At 45.0% G+C, this 15973-nt stretch carries 11 protein-coding genes; 7 read left to right on the forward strand and 4 right to left on the reverse strand.

Going from position 1 to position 15973, the window contains the following annotated elements; all coding sequences use genetic code 11:
- Positions 1–3: 3 nt before the first annotated feature.
- Positions 4–2073, reverse strand: coding sequence for a PorP/SprF family type IX secretion system membrane protein (locus tag SD450_RS02855; RefSeq protein ID WP_318343129.1), 2070 nt, complete (start codon positions 2071–2073; stop codon positions 4–6).
- 6 nt (positions 2074–2079) lie between these two features.
- Positions 2080–4341: a T9SS type B sorting domain-containing protein gene (locus SD450_RS02860; RefSeq protein ID WP_318343130.1), complete on the reverse strand. Its 2262-nt coding sequence runs from the start codon at positions 4339–4341 to the stop codon at positions 2080–2082.
- 263 nt (positions 4342–4604) lie between these two features.
- Between SD450_RS02860 and SD450_RS02865 the strand changes: the two genes are divergently transcribed.
- From SD450_RS02865 to SD450_RS02880, 4 genes are all read left to right on the forward strand, one after another.
- Positions 4605–6290: a glutamine--tRNA ligase/YqeY domain fusion protein gene (locus SD450_RS02865; RefSeq protein ID WP_318343131.1), complete on the forward strand. Its 1686-nt coding sequence runs from the start codon at positions 4605–4607 to the stop codon at positions 6288–6290.
- Positions 6291–6589: 299 nt separating this feature from the next.
- Complete coding sequence (locus SD450_RS02870) at positions 6590–6919, forward strand: YtxH domain-containing protein (RefSeq protein WP_318343132.1); 330 nt, start codon at positions 6590–6592, stop codon at positions 6917–6919.
- Between the two features lie 3 nt (positions 6920–6922).
- A complete protein-coding gene (locus SD450_RS02875; RefSeq protein ID WP_318343133.1) occupies positions 6923–7273 on the forward strand; it encodes a phage holin family protein in 351 nt (116 codons plus the stop codon).
- Positions 7270–7485: a DUF6327 family protein gene (locus SD450_RS02880; RefSeq protein WP_318343134.1), complete on the forward strand. Its 216-nt coding sequence runs from the start codon at positions 7270–7272 to the stop codon at positions 7483–7485. Before SD450_RS02875 ends, SD450_RS02880 begins: the two co-directional genes overlap by 4 nt.
- A gap of 70 nt (positions 7486–7555) precedes the next feature.
- On the opposite strand, the gene SD450_RS02885 is transcribed toward SD450_RS02880, so the two are convergent.
- On the reverse strand, positions 7556–8482 hold the full coding sequence (locus tag SD450_RS02885) for an SPFH domain-containing protein (RefSeq protein WP_318343135.1): 927 nt from the start codon (positions 8480–8482) through the stop codon (positions 7556–7558).
- 93 nt (positions 8483–8575) lie between these two features.
- Complete coding sequence (gene gltX / locus SD450_RS02890) at positions 8576–10084, reverse strand: glutamate--tRNA ligase (protein WP_318343136.1); 1509 nt, start codon at positions 10082–10084, stop codon at positions 8576–8578.
- Positions 10085–10246: 162 nt separating this feature from the next.
- On the opposite strand from gltX, the gene SD450_RS02895 reads away from it, so the two are divergent.
- From SD450_RS02895 to mnmG, 3 genes are read left to right on the forward strand one after another with little or no spacing between them, the layout of a single operon-like run.
- Entirely contained in the window at positions 10247–13660 is a 3414-nt protein-coding gene (locus SD450_RS02895; protein ID WP_318343137.1) for a hypothetical protein, read from the forward strand.
- Positions 13641–14060, forward strand: coding sequence for an rRNA maturation RNase YbeY (gene ybeY, locus SD450_RS02900; RefSeq protein ID WP_318343138.1), 420 nt, complete (start codon positions 13641–13643; stop codon positions 14058–14060). Before SD450_RS02895 ends, ybeY begins: the two co-directional genes overlap by 20 nt.
- A gap of 2 nt (positions 14061–14062) precedes the next feature.
- Positions 14063–15931, forward strand: a complete 1869-nt coding sequence (gene mnmG, locus SD450_RS02905; protein ID WP_318343139.1) for a tRNA uridine-5-carboxymethylaminomethyl(34) synthesis enzyme MnmG — start codon at positions 14063–14065, stop codon at positions 15929–15931.
- Positions 15932–15973: the final 42 nt, after the last annotated feature.

Here is a 15973-nt window from a genome sequence, read left to right on the forward strand (position 1 = left end):
GGTCTATACGGTTCGGTTAGGTTTAATTCTCAAGATCCACATCTCATCATCATACGAGGCGTTCAGCTTCGTATAGTATGATGTCAGTGCATTGCCCCAGGTCTCGTGTTTTTTAAGGTACACGTATCTCAACTTGTCATTTGGGTTGATGAAATAACTGGCATTCAATCCTTTGGAATTCAGCTCTTTTACAAATTGCGTTGCGCTCGATGAGGTTTCAAAGACATTGGCTATAATGTAAAAGCCCGAAGGAAGCCCATCAATGGAGTGTGAGCTGTATGAAATTCCAGAAGCTCCTTTTCCCTTGCCGGCCACATTTTTGTGTAGCACGCTGTTCCCGTACTTGGATTTTGCCCCACTTTCTACGGCAGTATAGCCACCAATTGTGGTATCCCCGCCGTTGACGTTCATGATCCAGGCATCGCCGCTATAGGCACCGTTCATTTTGGTGCGATAGGCAGCCAGTGCTTCGGTCTTGTTCTCAAAATCGCCAATGTAAACGTAGTTGAGCCCGTTCTTTGGGTTTTCAAAATAATCCGCATCTATGCCCTGCGCTTTCAGTTCTTCAATGAACGCACTGACATTGTCGGCATCCCTGAACACATTGGCAATCAAATAATGGCCACTTTGTACGTTGGGAACACTGTGCGATTTGAAACGAGCTTTGTTCCCTGAAAAAGAACGATTGGTATTATCTCTTTTCACAGGTAAGCTTGCTACTACATCAGCTTGTGGATTGGCCTTATTGTCCTCCAAACGAATGACTTTCTTGGCCGCCGTTGTGTTGGTCAGACCATGGTTGGAAAGGGGCTGTGTTTTTCTGGACACAATATCTGCGGTGTCCATATTGGAGAAATAGAGTTGCTTGGCCTTTTCTTCCAAGGCAGGATTTTGGCCGTTGGTCTCCCGTTTCACCATTTTCATAACGGTCTCGAATCTTCTTTCCAGATCTTGCCTTCTGTTGGTCTCAATGGAATCTTGGCGCATCAAGAGTTCATCAAGGATGGCATCGTTTTCGGCCAATTTTTCTTTGAGTTGGGCTATTTCAAAGTCTTTTTCGGTAATGTTCAGGCTATCCTGTGGCACATTTTCATTTTCCACCAAGGATTCGTTCTCTTTCTCCAACATCACACGATCTTCGGTGAGGTTGGGGGTAAAGGAATAGGCCAAGGAGATTTCGTGGCTCACGCCAAAGTTTTCAAATTCGTTGGAGAGGCCCTTTTCCACGGTATATCCCAGTGAAATGTTTTTGGTCAGGTTGAAACCAAGCCCCGCGGACGCTCCGTAGAAGTCATCATATCCCGCTTGCAACCAACCCAATTTTGGCAAATCGAGAATGAGGTTTCCGCCCAGTGTAAGGTTTTCCTCCCCCACTTTTCGTACTCTGGCCAACGGCATTAAGCGCGCACTTTCCATGATACCCCTACCATTTTCAAACTGATGGGTATATTGTAGGTGGCCCGAATAGGTTTTTTCGTTGAATTCAGTAACGGATTCGCTGGTTTTCAGGTTATAATCGAACAGATTTTCTGCAAAACCACCAATATCAAAACGACCAACGGAAAAGTTGAAACCAGGCTGAAAACTTACCAAAGAACTACTTTCCAAGGTGTTCAAAAACGGGTCTTCCTCTATGGAATTTGCCCTGTCCTGGTTGAAAGCACTTTGATAGTAACTCACATTGGCCCCGAAGGTAAAGGAGCTCTTCAGCCCCAAACGCACACCATAAGCATAGTTGGCATGTACACCGAAGTTATTGAAAAGCCCTTCGCGGTTGGTGAACAAGCTAAGACCCACACCACTTCTGTCACTGACCCTACCACTATAGCTCAAGAAATAGACCTGATTGTTGTCATCAAAAGATACCGATTGGTTTCTGTGAAACAAATTGATATAGGACTTGTCTTCACGAACCGTGGAAAACGTTGGATTTATCAAAAACCTATTGAATTTCAACAAGTTCTGGGAAGGGACATTGTAAGGTACATAATAGTCCTCTTCCTGTCCGCGCATTCCGGAAAAGACAAGTAGCAAGATTGATGTAAGTAGTAGTAGAGGTTTTTTGGTGTGCATTTCTGCTTATTTAATAACAGTTATGGTTCCTTGTTTCAGGCTTTTGCCACCCTTGGTGATCTTGTAATAGAAGATCATGCTCTGTTTGTTGAACGATGTGGTGGATTGCGGCCAGTTGTTTTCATAGCCTGCTTGGCTGAAAACCTGTTCTCCCCTTTCATTGAAGATGGTGACAAGAACATTTGGGTCCCGGGAATAGGTATTGGGCAGCACCCAAAGGTCGTTGATACCATCCCCGTTGGCTGTGATGACATTGGGTATGGCAAACATGTCCCTATAAGTGACTGTGATGACCCTGCTTACGGTGCAAGTTCCAAAGCTGGCGACCAAAAGGTATTCCCCTTCCTCTTGGAAGCCATAAGAGTCTTGTGATGATATCAAATTGTTGCCCGCATCATACCATTCGTAGGAGTCGGCACCGCTTGCGGTGATCGTTTTGGTCTCCCCTTCTATGATGATGAGGTCCTTGGGCTTGTCCAGCACCAACAATGACTCGTCAAAGGCACTAACGTTGACTTTGTTGGAAGTAAGCGGACAATCATATTCTTTTAGGATAAGCTCATAGGCACCGGTTTCACTCGCGGTCAAACTTTCAGATGACGTATCAATGACAACCCCATCTTTTTTCCATTCAAAGGATTTGCCCGAAAGATCCATGGAGCTGGTAAGGACAATGGCCTCACCACCTTCACAAAGTACTGTGCCGTTGGCACTTATTTGAAGGGATTCGTTGATCCTCAACTTCACTTCCTTGCTGTTGGATGACGCATTGAAGGCATCTATGGTCCCGGTCAAGGAATAGGAACCATTTTTCTCATGGCTGGAGAGGGTGATGGTCTTTGACGCTTCCCCGGTGATCACATTCCCGTTCCATTTCCATTGATAGGCGAAGGAGGATTGTAGGTCTGCGGTCACGTTTGTTTTCGCTCCAGTGTTGCTAACAGCATGGATAGCGGTCAGACTTAGGGTGGCATCTGTATTTTCACATGCGGTATAAGTGCCTACAAAATCGATTTCAAATTCAAAAGAATCAGGCGAAACCACGGTTGTCTTTGCCGAAGCTATGGGAGCCGCTGCACAGGGTCCGCCATTTTGGGTCACCTCTACATAGTACTCACCTATTGAATTGATATCCAATGAATTATTGGTTGCCCCTGAAATGGCCGAGCCGTTTTTATACCACTGGAAGGTGGGTGATGCGGCCGTTGTGCCCACAGAAAGGGTTTTGGTCTGTGAAGGCAACAGCACAATGTTTTGTTGGTTTGCCAAGGTCACATCAAAAGAGCCTGCGGACGACACCGTAACAGCAGCTGATTTTTCCTTACATATTCCCGAACCACCTATTTCAACTGCATAAGCACCTTCAAAACCTGAAGTGTTTGTGTTGATGGTATGGGTGCTGGCATTGACCGTTGGGCCGCTTATGACATTTCCATCTTTGTACCACGTGTAGGTGTAACCTCCTCCGGAGATATTGGCCTCAAGGACATGTGAGTCGCCGGGACAGACACTTACGCTGCTTGCACCATTGAGGGCAATGCCTGTACTGTTTCCTGTGTTTATTGTTATCGTATTGGAAAGGGTGTTGGCAGAACCTGAACAGACAGAGCCATAGTCCAATTCCACATAATACATTCCTGGATTTGAAACAGTTATGCTTTCGGTTTTTTCGGGCAATAGCGTCCCGCTTCTATACCAATTGTAGCGGTAGGTGCTAGCATTGGGAATATTGTGTGGTTTCAAGGTCACGGACCCACCGCCACAGATTTGGATCTCACCGCCGGAGGGGATTGAACCATTTCCGTTTTCACTGATCAACAATGGAGAGTTATAATCAATGAAATACATGGAAAAGGCGTCCGATGCCGGGCTGGTCTTTGCTGGGCTGGTACTTCTTACCCTGAACTTGAAGTTTTCGCCACGCGTTTCGGTGGGCAATGAAAACTTGAACTCAAAATCCAAAGTGGCATTTTTATCGCTCACCCTGGCCAATTCTGTGGGTGAACCGAAGTAACCATCCGCATCTGAAAGCTCTAGGATGAACACGTTGTTGGAATTTACCATGGGAGGCATCCACGTAAAGTTCACAAAGTATTCGTTGAATCCGGCAGAGGCACAGGCTGCGGTCCAAGCTGAGTTTCCAGGAAGATTGGGATTGTCGGCAGGTACGGGTTTGTTCAGCACCTGGGCCTGTACTGTGCTGGTACCAAATAGCATAAAAGCCATGGCCAGAACCAGTATGCTATACGTTGAACCATTTGTTTTCATCTCCATTAGATTTTAAGAGGTTATGGGCAATAATGCCCTAGTTAGTTTGTGCCCCTTAATTGTAATTAGTTCAAAAGGCTGTTTTTGACGGCCTTTTTCGTATAGTATTCCAATAACAAAGATGTTTTTATTTTCGTCGAAAGGAAAGATATTGTTGTAGGCAGCTCCAAAAGTGTTGTGAAATGGCTTTCTTTGTATACTCTAAAGCGTGAATCATAGCTATGAAGAGCGGATTTGCTACATTTGCGCTTCAAATTTTTGATATGGCGGAAGAAGTTAGATCGCTGAATTTTATCGAACACATCATAGAAGAAGACCTAAGGAGCGGGTATGCTCCGGACAGCCTTCGGTTCCGTTTTCCCCCAGAGCCCAATGGGTATCTGCACATTGGCCACGCCAGTTCCATATGTCTCAATTTTGGATTGGGACTGCGGTACAATGCGCCCGTGAACCTCCGTTTTGATGACACCAATCCTGCGAAGGAAGAAAAGGAATACGTGGAGGCCATCAAGGAAGATGTCGCTTGGTTGGGCTATGAATGGGACACGGAATGTTATGCTTCTGATTATTTCCAACAATTGTATGACTGGGCCGTTGCGCTAATCAAACAAGGAAAGGCCTATGTGGATAGCCAATCCTCAGAGGACATGGCCGCTCAGAAAGGAACGCCCACAGAGCCCGGTAAGAACAGTCCTTTCAGGAGCCGTTCCGTTGAGGAGAACCTCCAGCTTTTTGAGGGCATGAAAAACGGTGACTTCAAGGAGGGTGCACATGTGCTGAGGGCAAAGATAGACATGGCTTCTACCAACATGTTGATGCGGGATCCAGTCATGTACCGGATTCTTCACAAACCCCACCACAGAACAAATACCGATTGGTGTATTTACCCCATGTATGACTGGACCCATGGGGAGAGCGATTATATAGAGCAAGTCTCACATTCCTTATGTACACTGGAGTTTTTGCCGCACAGGGAGCTCTACGATTGGTTTTTGGACCAATTGGTATCTAAAGAAAAACTTCGTCCAAAGCAGCGTGAGTTTGCCCGTAGGAACCTGAGCCACACCATTGTGAGTAAGCGGAAATTGCTCCAGTTGGTGGAAAGTGGTGTTGTGGCTGGATGGGACGATCCAAGGATGCCCACCATATCAGGATTGCGTAGAAGAGGATATACTCCGGAGTCCATTCGGAACTTTGCGGACACCATTGGAATCGCCAAGCGTGACAATGTGGTGGATGTGTCCCTTTTGGAATTCCATGTGCGGGAACATTTGAACAAGGTTTCCCCTAGAGTTATGGCGGTGCTGGACCCATTAAAACTGGTCATAACCAACTATGAAGAGGGCAAGGAAGAATGGTTGGAAGCAGAGAACAATCCGGAAGACGAATCCGCGGGATACCGACAAGTACCATTTTCCAGGGAACTGTACATTGAACAGGAGGACTTTAGGGAAGAGGGCAATCGCAAATTTTTTAGGTTGAAGCTTGGAGGTGAGGTCAGGTTGAAGAACGGCTACATCATCAAGGCCGAAAGCTGCACCAAAGATGCTGACGGAAATGTCATCGAGGTACAATGCACCTATGACCCGAACAGCCGTAGCGGTTCCGGTACGGAGGAAAGCTTGAGAAAAGTAAAGGGTACCCTGCATTGGGTTTCCATTCCACATGCGGTAACGGCCGAGGTGAGATTGTACGATCGCCTTTTCACGGACCCGACACCCGGGGCGCACAAGGATAAGGATTTTATGGAATTCATCAATCCGGATTCTTTGGAAAAGGTCACGGGATATTTGGAGCCCAGCTTAAAAGACGCACAGGTCGGGGAGAAATTTCAGTTTCAGCGTATGGGCTATTTCAATGTGGACAAAGATTCCACAAAAGAGCATTTGGTCTTTAACCGGACAGTACCCTTGCGGGACACTTGGGCCAAATTGGACCAAAAAGAATAGCATCGCAAATAACTATCAAAGTTGTTTCCACAATAACATTTAACTATACAAAATGGCCCTTTCTGGGCCTTTTTTATGCATTTTCATTTTGGGACCACCCGTTTGCTTCCCGAAGGCGGAAAAGAGCCATTTTTGGGCTTTATTTTCATTTTTTCACACTTTTTTAGTTTCAGCGTCAATCTTTGCATGGATAGCATCAAGTTGGATTTGCCGCTTTCCATAATTTAGGATGAGAAGCATTTTCCGAGTGAAAGTGCAGAACAAAAAATGATTTATTAACCTTTAAAAATTTAAAAAATATGTCAAACAATAGTGGAAATGTATTGGTGGCCCTTTTGACAGGTGCAGTGGTTGGAGCAGGAGTTGGAATTTTGTATGCGCCCGACAAGGGACAGAAGACCAGAAAAAAAATCAAGAACAGCGCCATAAAGGCCAAAGACGATATTTCATCCAGCATATCCAATATCAAGGATGAACTGACCAAGACGGCCGATGCCAAGAAAGCTGAATTTGAAGCAAAGTTAGAGGACACCTTGTCCAATATGAGCTACAAGGCGGACGACATCATTGTGGCCTTGGAAAAGAAATTGGAAGACCTAAGAAAGAAGAACGCACAACTTCAAAAATAACCTATGTCTCTGTTCGATATCAAGGAACACATAAAGGAAGCCGAGGACAGTACCAGATCCTATGTGGACAGTAGCCTCCAATATTATCGATTGAAGAGCTTCAAGTCGCTGATGCAAGGGATCACGGTGACCGCAAAAGCACTGTTCATAGGTGCGATGGCGGCCATGGCGTTACTCTTCCTCTCCATTGCGGCTTCCTTTTGGATAGGGGACCTGATGGACAGCAATGCCGGTGGATTCCTGGTAGTTGGTGGGTTTTATGTGCTGATGGGCTTTTTGCTCTATGTTTTCCGGAAGCGATTGGAAGCGCCCTTGTTGCGAACATTTTCTGAATTTTATTTTGATTGGTTATGAGAGAGAGAAAGTACAGTTCATTCAAAGAGATAGATCAAGATATCAAGATTTTGCAGCTGCAACGGGAAATCGACAAGGAAAAACTAAAACTTGCTTTTCAGAATACGAAGGAGGAACTATATCCGGTCAATATTTTGGGAGGCATTGGGGGAGTGACGAAAAAGTTGACGCTGTCCTTACTGCTGAGCAAGATTTTGAAAAAATTTAAATAGTCCACCCTTATACTTTAAATGGAAAAGGCACCGATTTCGGTGCCTTTTTTGTTCTTGTGTGAAAAAGAGATTACTCCTCCTTCTTTTTGTTCTGTTTTTTCATGGCCTCACCAATTTGGTTGCTCGCGGTAAACGAGGCCACCATGTTGTTGAGCATGTCACTGCCCGCTTGTGGGGAGTTTGGCAACAGGATAAGGTTGGTGTTGGTCTCCTCACCAATGGCCTGGAGTGTGTCATAGTGTTGGGTCACCACGATCAGGGCAGAGGCCTCCTGTGAATTGATGCCCACCTTGTTCAACACCTCTACGGATTCTTCCAGACCGCGTGCTATTTCACGGCGTTGGTCGGCAATACCCTGTCCCTGAAGCCTTTTGCTCTCCGCTTCGGCCTTTGCTTTTTCCACGATGAGAATCCTTGCGGCATCCCCTTCAAATTGTGCGGCGATTTTTTCACGCTCCGAAGCATTGATACGGTTCATGGCAGCCTTCACCTGGGCATCGGGGTCAATATCGGTCACAAGGGTCTTGATGATGTCATACCCATAATCCAACATGGCATCTTGCAGTTCGGCTTTCACGGCGATGGCAATGTCATCCTTTTTCACGAATACATCGTCCAGTTTCATCTTGGGCACTTCGGCACGCACCACATCAAATACGTAGGAAGTGATCTGGTCGTGCGGATATTCCAATTTATAGAAAGCATCATACACCTTGTCCTTGATGACGACATATTGGACGGAAACCTTCAGTTTTACGAACACATCATCCTTGGTCTTGGTCTCAACGATCACATCAAGCTGTTGGATCTTCAAGCTGAGGCGGCCCGCGATACGGTCCACAAGGGGAATCTTCATTTGCAGTCCGGAATTTCGGATGCTCTGGAAACGGCCGAACCGTTCAATGACCACTGCAGTCTGTTGTTTTACGATAAAGAAGAACTTAAACAGAATGATAAGCGCTACGAATACAATCGGGATCAAGAAATAATTGCCCATGGCTTTTTGGTTTTTATGTTACAACTGGAAATTACAAAACTCTGGTACATCATAAGTAGCCATCGATCAAGTTTTGTTACACATCCGTCAATTCTACAAAGTAGAAATGGCCTTTTTTATTCGGTGGATGCTTTCTTCCTTGCCAATGAGCTCCATAATATCGAACAGGTGTGGGCCTTTCATTTCCCCGACAATGACCAACCGCAAAGGGGGCATCACTTTTCCAAAGGAAAGTTCCTTCTCGGATATCCATTCCTTCACTTGGGCTTCCACAGCAGCAGAGTCAAAGTTGTCAATGCCTTCCAAAATACCCACAACTGCTTCCATGATCTGTGGGGTATCTTCTTTCCATTGTTTGCTCACCGCTTTTTCATCGTAAGTAGATGGGGATTCAAAAAAATAATTCCCCAAATCCCAAAGTTCGGATACAAAGCTTGCCCGTTCCTTGATGAGCGAAACTACTTTGGTTACATAATCCGAGCTGAAAGTTTTTGCTTTCTCACCCAATTGTTTTTCAAGGTCTTTTGAGAATATTCCAGCCAGTTCAGCATCACTTTTCAGCTGCATCCACTGCTGATTATACCACTTGTTCTTTTCTGGGTCAAAACGGGCCCCGGATTTGTTCACGCGCTCCAAACTGAAGCTCTGCACCAATTCTTCCAAGGTAAAGATTTCCTGTTCAGTGCCTGGGTTCCAGCCCAATAGGGCCAAAAAGTTGACCACCGCTTCTGGAAAAAAGCCAGCTTCCTTGTAGCCTTCGGATTCGTTCCACGATAATGGAAATACAGGAAATCCGCCCTTTTCCCCATCACGTTTGCTCAACTTGCCCTTCCCAACAGGTTTCATGATAAGGGGCAAATGTGCAAACTGCGGAGCTTTCCATCCAAAAGCATCGTAGAGCAGTTGGTGGAGTGCCAAAGAGGGCAACCATTCTTCACCACGGATTACGTGGGTAATCTTCATCAAATGGTCGTCCACAATATTGGCCAAGTGATACGTGGGCATGCCATCACTTTTGAAAAGGACCTTATCATCCAAAATGTTGGTGTCTATTTTAATCTCTCCCCGGATGATGTCGTTCAACAACAATTGTTCATTCTCTGGCGATTTGAACCGGATGACATATTCTTCCCCGGCATCCAGTTTTTGTTGTACCTCTTCTTTCGAAAGTGAAAGGGAATTGACCAACTTCAATCGGTTGTGCCAATTATAGATAAAAGTTTTCCCTTTTGCCTCGTGATCTTTTCGGTGGTTGTCCAGACTTTCGGATGAGTCGAAAGCATAATAAGCCTTTCCTTTTTCGATGAGATCCAAAGCATAGGCTTCGTACAGGTTTTTGCGTTCACTCTGGCGGTAGGGACCGTATGCACCTTCTTTGCCGGGTCCTTCATCGTAAGGAATCCCGCACCAGTTGAGGGCGTTAATGATGTATTCCTCTGCACCTTCTACATAACGGTTCTGGTCCGTATCCTCAATGCGAAGCAGAAAATCACCGCCATTTTTTTTGGCAAAGAGGTAGTTGAACAATGCGGTGCGCAGACCGCCGATATGCAATGGCCCCGTGGGGCTGGGGGCAAAACGAACCCTTACTTTCTCACTCATGCTATAGTAGTTGTGCTGCAAAGATACATTCTGTGGGCTGATTTGGGAAGCGATGGAAAGAACCCTTTGCTTTTGTTTTGGGGCCAATCCTTTCAAGGTTTAACAAAAAATTTCTTCTGATTAATTCAGGATCAGGTAATTTGGTGGCAAATAACATCGATTTTGAACAGCTATCAGGACATATTGACCAAGCTGGAAAGCTTTACCAAAAGGTTTTATACCAAGCAATTGATCAAGGGAACGCTCCTTTTTTTGAGCTTGGGTTTGCTTTTTTGGATTGCCGTCATGTCCTTGGAATTCTTGCTATGGCTGAACCAAGGATGGCGACTGACGCTGTTTTGGCTCTTCATATTGGTCGAATTGTTCCTGCTCTACAGGTTCATTGCGGTTCCCTTGATGTATTTGTTCAAGATACGAAAGGGTATCGGCAACAAGGAAGCCTCCCAATTGATCGGGAAGCATTTCTCCGAAGTGGATGATAAATTGTATAACCTGCTCGAGCTTTCGGACAACCCCAATAGATCGGATCTTCTGATGGCCAGTATTGAGCAACGGTCCAAGAGCCTCGGCACTGTTCCTTTTTCTGAGGCCATCAATTTTAAGGAAAGCTATCGGTACGCCAAGTATATCATCATCCCTTTGATGTTGTTGGGGTTGATTTGGGTGACGGGCAATATTGTTTCTTTTTTCAACTCCTACGATCGCGTAGTTAACTACGATTTGGCCTATGAACGACCGGCGCCATTCACTTTTAGAATATTGAATGAAAAACTTGAAGTGTTGGACAGTGAACCTCTCACGGTGCAAGTTGGTATTGAAGGAGATGTTCGGCCGGAGAGTGTTTTTATGGTCGTTGAGGGCAAAGAATTGTTGTTGAAGCAGGAGGGAGGCATTTACACCTATACGTTCGAGGCACCTGTTGCCGAAACCAGTTTTTACCTAACCGCCAACGGCTGGGATTCGCAGAGCTATACCATCAAAAGTTTTGCTACACCTGCATTGACGGATTTTGAAATGCAATTGGATTTTCCAAGGTATCTCAACAGGCCATCGGAAACTATCACCGGAACGGGCAATGCCAGCATTCCCGAAGGTACCAAGGTGAGTTGGTGGATTGAAGGTTTGCATATCGGCCGAATTGATATGACCACGAAGGACACCGTCCAAGGGTTCAGTAAGGAGGAAAATACTTTCGCGTTCAGCAATAGGTTCTTCAATGACTTTGAGTATGAGCTGAGCACGGCAAATGAACATGTCTCCAATTTTGAGCGATTGGCGTATTCATTGGATATTGTCAAGGATGCAAATGCCACGGTGAGGGTAGAGCAGGTTTTGGATTCCCTTAACCCAAACCAATCATTTTATACAGGCCAAGCTGCTGACGATTATGGCATCCAGTCCATCCGATTGGTGTGTTTTCCCAGTGATGACAATGAGGATATCCAACGGATGACTTTGGAGCGTCCCGGCACCAATGTCTATCAATTTTATTACACCTTTCCTTCAGGACTGCAGTTGGAGCCTGGGAGAGATTATAAGATTTTCTTCGAAGTGGTTGACAATGATGGTATTAGAGGGGGCAAAGTCACCAAAAGCAAGACGTTCTCAACTACTTTTTTAGACGATAATCAATTGAAAAACAAAGAGTTGGAGTTTCAAAATTCTACTTTGTCCAAAATGGGCAATTCTTTGGAGAAGTTCAAGGAACAGGAACAGACATTATCCAAAATCAACCAAAACCAAAAGGAGGAAAGGTCATTGCGTTTTGAGGACAAGAACCAGATCAAGGATTTTCTACAAAAGCAGCAGCAACAAGAGGAGCTGATGAAGAAGTTCAGCAATGAGTTAAAGGAGAGCATTGGCAAGAACGAGAATAGTGAAATGAAGAAATTACTCCAAGAACGTTTGGAACGTCAAGAATTGGAAGCAAAGAAAAATGCCGCACTGCTGGACGAACTCAACAAGTTGGCTGATAAGATCAACAAAGAAGAACTACAACAACGGTTAGAGGAATTGGGCAAAAACCAAGGAAAGAACACGCGAAACCTGGAGCAGATTCTGGAACTCACCAAACGGTATTATGTTACCGAAAAGGTGGCTCAGATTGCCAAGGAACTCGATAAGCTTTCTGAAAAGCAAAGCACCTTGTCCGAACTCAAACTTGGACAAGATTTTTCCGATAAGGAGCAACAAAAGCTGAACGAGGATTTCAATCAGATTGAGAAAGAAATAAGAGAGGTGGAGAAGGACAACGAAGAACTCAAAAAGCCTATTGACATCAACACGAGCAAAAAGGAGACGGAGTCCATCAAGCAAGATCAAAAGGATGCACTAGAGGAAATCAACAAGCAACAAGGGGATGAGCAATCTTCGCAGAACAATCAGCAGCAGAAATCCCAGAACAATGCATCCAAAAAACAAAAGTCCGCTGCCCATAAAATGAAGGAAATGAGCCAAGCGTTGCAACAAAGTGCCAGTGGCGGTGGAGGGGCCAGTGATTCTGAAGATGCCGAAATGTTACGACAGATCTTGGACAATTTGGTCACGTTTTCCTTCAAGCAAGAAAAGCTTTTTGACAACCTTCAAGTGGCGGATGCCGATATTTCCCAGTTCTCGCGAACTGTAAAGGACCAACAGAATCTGAGACGACTTTTTGAGCATGTGGATGATAGTTTGTTTGCACTTTCTCTCCGAAGGGTAGAACTATCCGAATTTGTGAACGAGCAGATCACAGAGGTCTATTACAACATTGACAAGTCACTCGAAAGCATTGCCGAGAACCAAATTTATCAAGGGGCATCATATCAGCAGTATGTGATAAATGCCACCAATGCATTGGCCGATTTTTTGGCGAATATTCTTGACAATATGCAACAGAATATGGGTTCTGGACAGGGAGGCAGTGATGGTCAGGATTTTCAGTTGCCGGATATTATTAAGGGGCAGCAAAGCATCCAAGAGAAAATGGAAGGTGAGGGACAACAGGGGAGTAAGCCCAAGGAAGGGGAAAAGGAACAAGGCTCCCAAGGCGAAGGAAAACAACAAAGCGATGATGGCGAGGCAAAGGAACAGGGGCAGAAAGGAAAGAATGGACAAGAGAACGAGAATGGTGAAGCCGAAGGAAAACGCAATAATGGTTCCGATGAAATGGGTATGAGTGAGATCTATGAGATTTACAAGGAGCAACAATACCTCAGGCAAAAGTTGGAGGAACAACTGCAGGACATGATTCGAAAGGAAGATCAGGATTTGGCCAAAAAGCTATTGATGCAGATGGAGGATTTCGAGAACGATCTATTGGAGAATGGCATCACGGAAAGAAATCGCACGAAGGCAAACAACATCCAACACCAATTGATGAAGTTGGAAAATGCGGCCATGGAGCAAGGGATGAAAGAACAACGTGAGAGCACAGGGAATAAGATTGATTATACCAACCCCATTATTACCAAGCCCGAACTGCTCAAAGATTACCAGAACGACATTGAGATATTAAACAGACAAGCACTACCTTTGCGGCAAAATTTTGAGAAGAAGGTAAAAGTGTATTTTGATAATGATCGAGTTCCATTTTAAATCTGATCTTATTCTGGAAGAAAAGACCAATTATTCCGATTGGATAACTAGAATTTTGGAATCTGAGTCTTATGTCGCTGGTCAGATTGACTATATTTTTTGCACAGATGACTATTTGTTGGAACTCAATAAGCAGTACTTGAACCACGATACACTTACGGACATCATCACTTTTGATTACACGAAAGGAAAGAGCATTTCAGGCGACATATTTATTTCAACGGAAAGAGTGAAGGAGAATGCCGATGCTTTTGGTGTTGCTTTTGAAAATGAACTCCTCAGGGTGATGTCTCACGGACTGTTACACCTCATGGGGTATGGAGACAAAGCCGTTGAGGAGAAGGCTGAAATGAGAAGAAAGGAAGAAGAGAAAATTAAAATGTTCCACGTGGAACAATAGGTATGTTTGAGAAGGAATATGACGTTATCGTAGTTGGGGGAGGCCACGCAGGAGCAGAAGCTACAGCTGCTGCCGCGAACATGGGTTCCACTACGCTTTTGGTCACCATGAACCTACAGACCATTGGACAGATGTCCTGCAACCCTGCAATGGGTGGAATAGCCAAGGGCCAAATAGTTCGTGAGATAGATGCTCTTGGAGGATATAGTGGAATCATCACGGACAAGTCCGCCATCCAATTTAAGATGCTCAATAAATCCAAAGGTCCCGCCATGTGGAGCCCACGTGCCCAGAACGATCGTATGCGCTTTGCAGAGGAGTGGCGAATGGCTTTGGAAAACACACCCAATGCCGATTTCTATCAAGAGATGGTAACGGGCTTATTGATTGAAAAAGACAAGGTCGTTGGTGTGCGAACATCGTTGGGAATAGAGATTCGTTCCAAGGCTGTTGTGCTTACCAACGGAACTTTTTTGAACGGGCTCATCCATATCGGAGAGAAACAGTTTGGAGGGGGAAGAGCCGGCGAAAAGGCTGCCACCGGAATTACGGAACAGTTGGTTCAATTAGGTTTTGATAGTGGCCGGATGAAGACCGGAACCCCGCCAAGGGTCGATGGCCGTTCCTTGGATTATGATAAAATGATCCCGCAGCCCGGAGATGCCAAACCAGAAAAATTCTCGTATTTGGATACTCCCGTTTTGAAAGTTCAAAGAGACTGTCATATGACCCACACCAGTGCGTTGGTGCACGATCTTTTGCGTGAAGGGTTTGATCGATCTCCTATGTTCAACGGCAGGATACAAAGTATAGGCCCTCGTTACTGTCCTTCCATTGAGGACAAGATCAACCGTTTTGCGGACAAGGATGCCCACCAGATTTTTGTTGAACCAGAAGGCTGGAATACCGTTGAGGTTTATGTAAATGGCTTCTCAACTTCCTTGCCCGAAGATGTTCAATATAAAGCCCTGAAGTCTGTAAAAGGTTTTGAGCATGTGAAGTTTTTTAGGCCAGGATATGCTATAGAATATGATTACTTTCCACCCACACAATTGAAGCATACGCTTGAGACAAAGTTGGTCAATAACCTGTATTTCGCGGGACAGATCAATGGTACAACGGGCTATGAAGAGGCCGCTTCACAAGGTCTTATGGCCGGCATCAATGCGCATTTAAAGATCAATGAAAAAGAACCTTTTGTGCTCAAAAGGGATGAGGCTTATATCGGTGTTTTGGTGGATGATCTGATTACGAAGGGAACCGAAGAACCATACCGAATGTTCACTTCAAGGGCGGAGTACCGAACCTTATTGAGACAGGACAATGCGGATTTGAGGCTTACCCCCAAGGGATATGAGATCGGACTGGTAAAAGAAGAACGGTTGAGAAGGATGGAGGATAAGCAGGAAAAGTCCAGACACTTCGTTGACTTTTTCAAGAAAACCAGTTTCGACCCGGAAGAAATGAACCCTATTTTAGAGGCAGTTGATTCAGCAGCGGTACGTCAATCCGACAAACTTTTTAAGGTGTTTTCCAGACCAAAGGTGACCATGGACCATATGCTTCAACTGGATTCTGTTTCCGATTTTGTGAGAGAGCATGATCTGGACACGGAGGTATTGGAGCAAGCAGAAATTGAAGTGAAATATTCGGGATATATCGAAAAAGAAAAGAGCAATGCCGACAAATTGCATCGTTTGGAGAATGTCCGCATTCCCGATGATTTTGATTACTCCAAATTAAAATCACTTTCCTATGAGGCAAGAGAAAAGTTAGAGTCCATTCGTCCTGTGACCATTTCGCAAGCCTCCCGAATCAGCGGTGTTTCCCCAGCGGACATTAGTGTGCTTTTGGTCTTTTTGGGGAGATAAAAATAGGTTTGTTCCACGTGGAACACTGTTTTAAGATTTTAC

Origin of the sequence: Flagellimonas baculiformis (assembly GCF_033441575.1) — a bacterium.
GTDB classification, from domain to species: Bacteria; Bacteroidota; Bacteroidia; order Flavobacteriales; family Flavobacteriaceae; genus Flagellimonas; species Flagellimonas baculiformis.

What these genes read in the sequence shown, in the direction of transcription:
- gltX (WP_318343136.1), bottom strand. Translation starts at nt 10,084, where the DNA reads ATGAGTGAGAAAGTAAGGGTTCGTTTTGCCCCCAGCCCCACGGGGCCA.
- SD450_RS02860 (WP_318343130.1), bottom strand. Translation starts at nt 4,341, where the DNA reads ATGAAAACAAATGGTTCAACGTATAGCATACTGGTTCTGGCCATGGCT.
- SD450_RS02855 (WP_318343129.1), bottom strand. Translation starts at nt 2,073, where the DNA reads ATGCACACCAAAAAACCTCTACTACTACTTACATCAATCTTGCTACTT.
- ybeY (WP_318343138.1), top strand. Translation starts at nt 13,641, where the DNA reads ATGATCGAGTTCCATTTTAAATCTGATCTTATTCTGGAAGAAAAGACC.
- mnmG (WP_318343139.1), top strand. Translation starts at nt 14,063, where the DNA reads ATGTTTGAGAAGGAATATGACGTTATCGTAGTTGGGGGAGGCCACGCA.
- SD450_RS02880 (WP_318343134.1), top strand. Translation starts at nt 7,270, where the DNA reads ATGAGAGAGAGAAAGTACAGTTCATTCAAAGAGATAGATCAAGATATC.
- SD450_RS02865 (WP_318343131.1), top strand. Translation starts at nt 4,605, where the DNA reads ATGGCGGAAGAAGTTAGATCGCTGAATTTTATCGAACACATCATAGAA.
- SD450_RS02875 (WP_318343133.1), top strand. Translation starts at nt 6,923, where the DNA reads ATGTCTCTGTTCGATATCAAGGAACACATAAAGGAAGCCGAGGACAGT.
- SD450_RS02885 (WP_318343135.1), bottom strand. Translation starts at nt 8,482, where the DNA reads ATGGGCAATTATTTCTTGATCCCGATTGTATTCGTAGCGCTTATCATT.
- SD450_RS02870 (WP_318343132.1), top strand. Translation starts at nt 6,590, where the DNA reads ATGTCAAACAATAGTGGAAATGTATTGGTGGCCCTTTTGACAGGTGCA.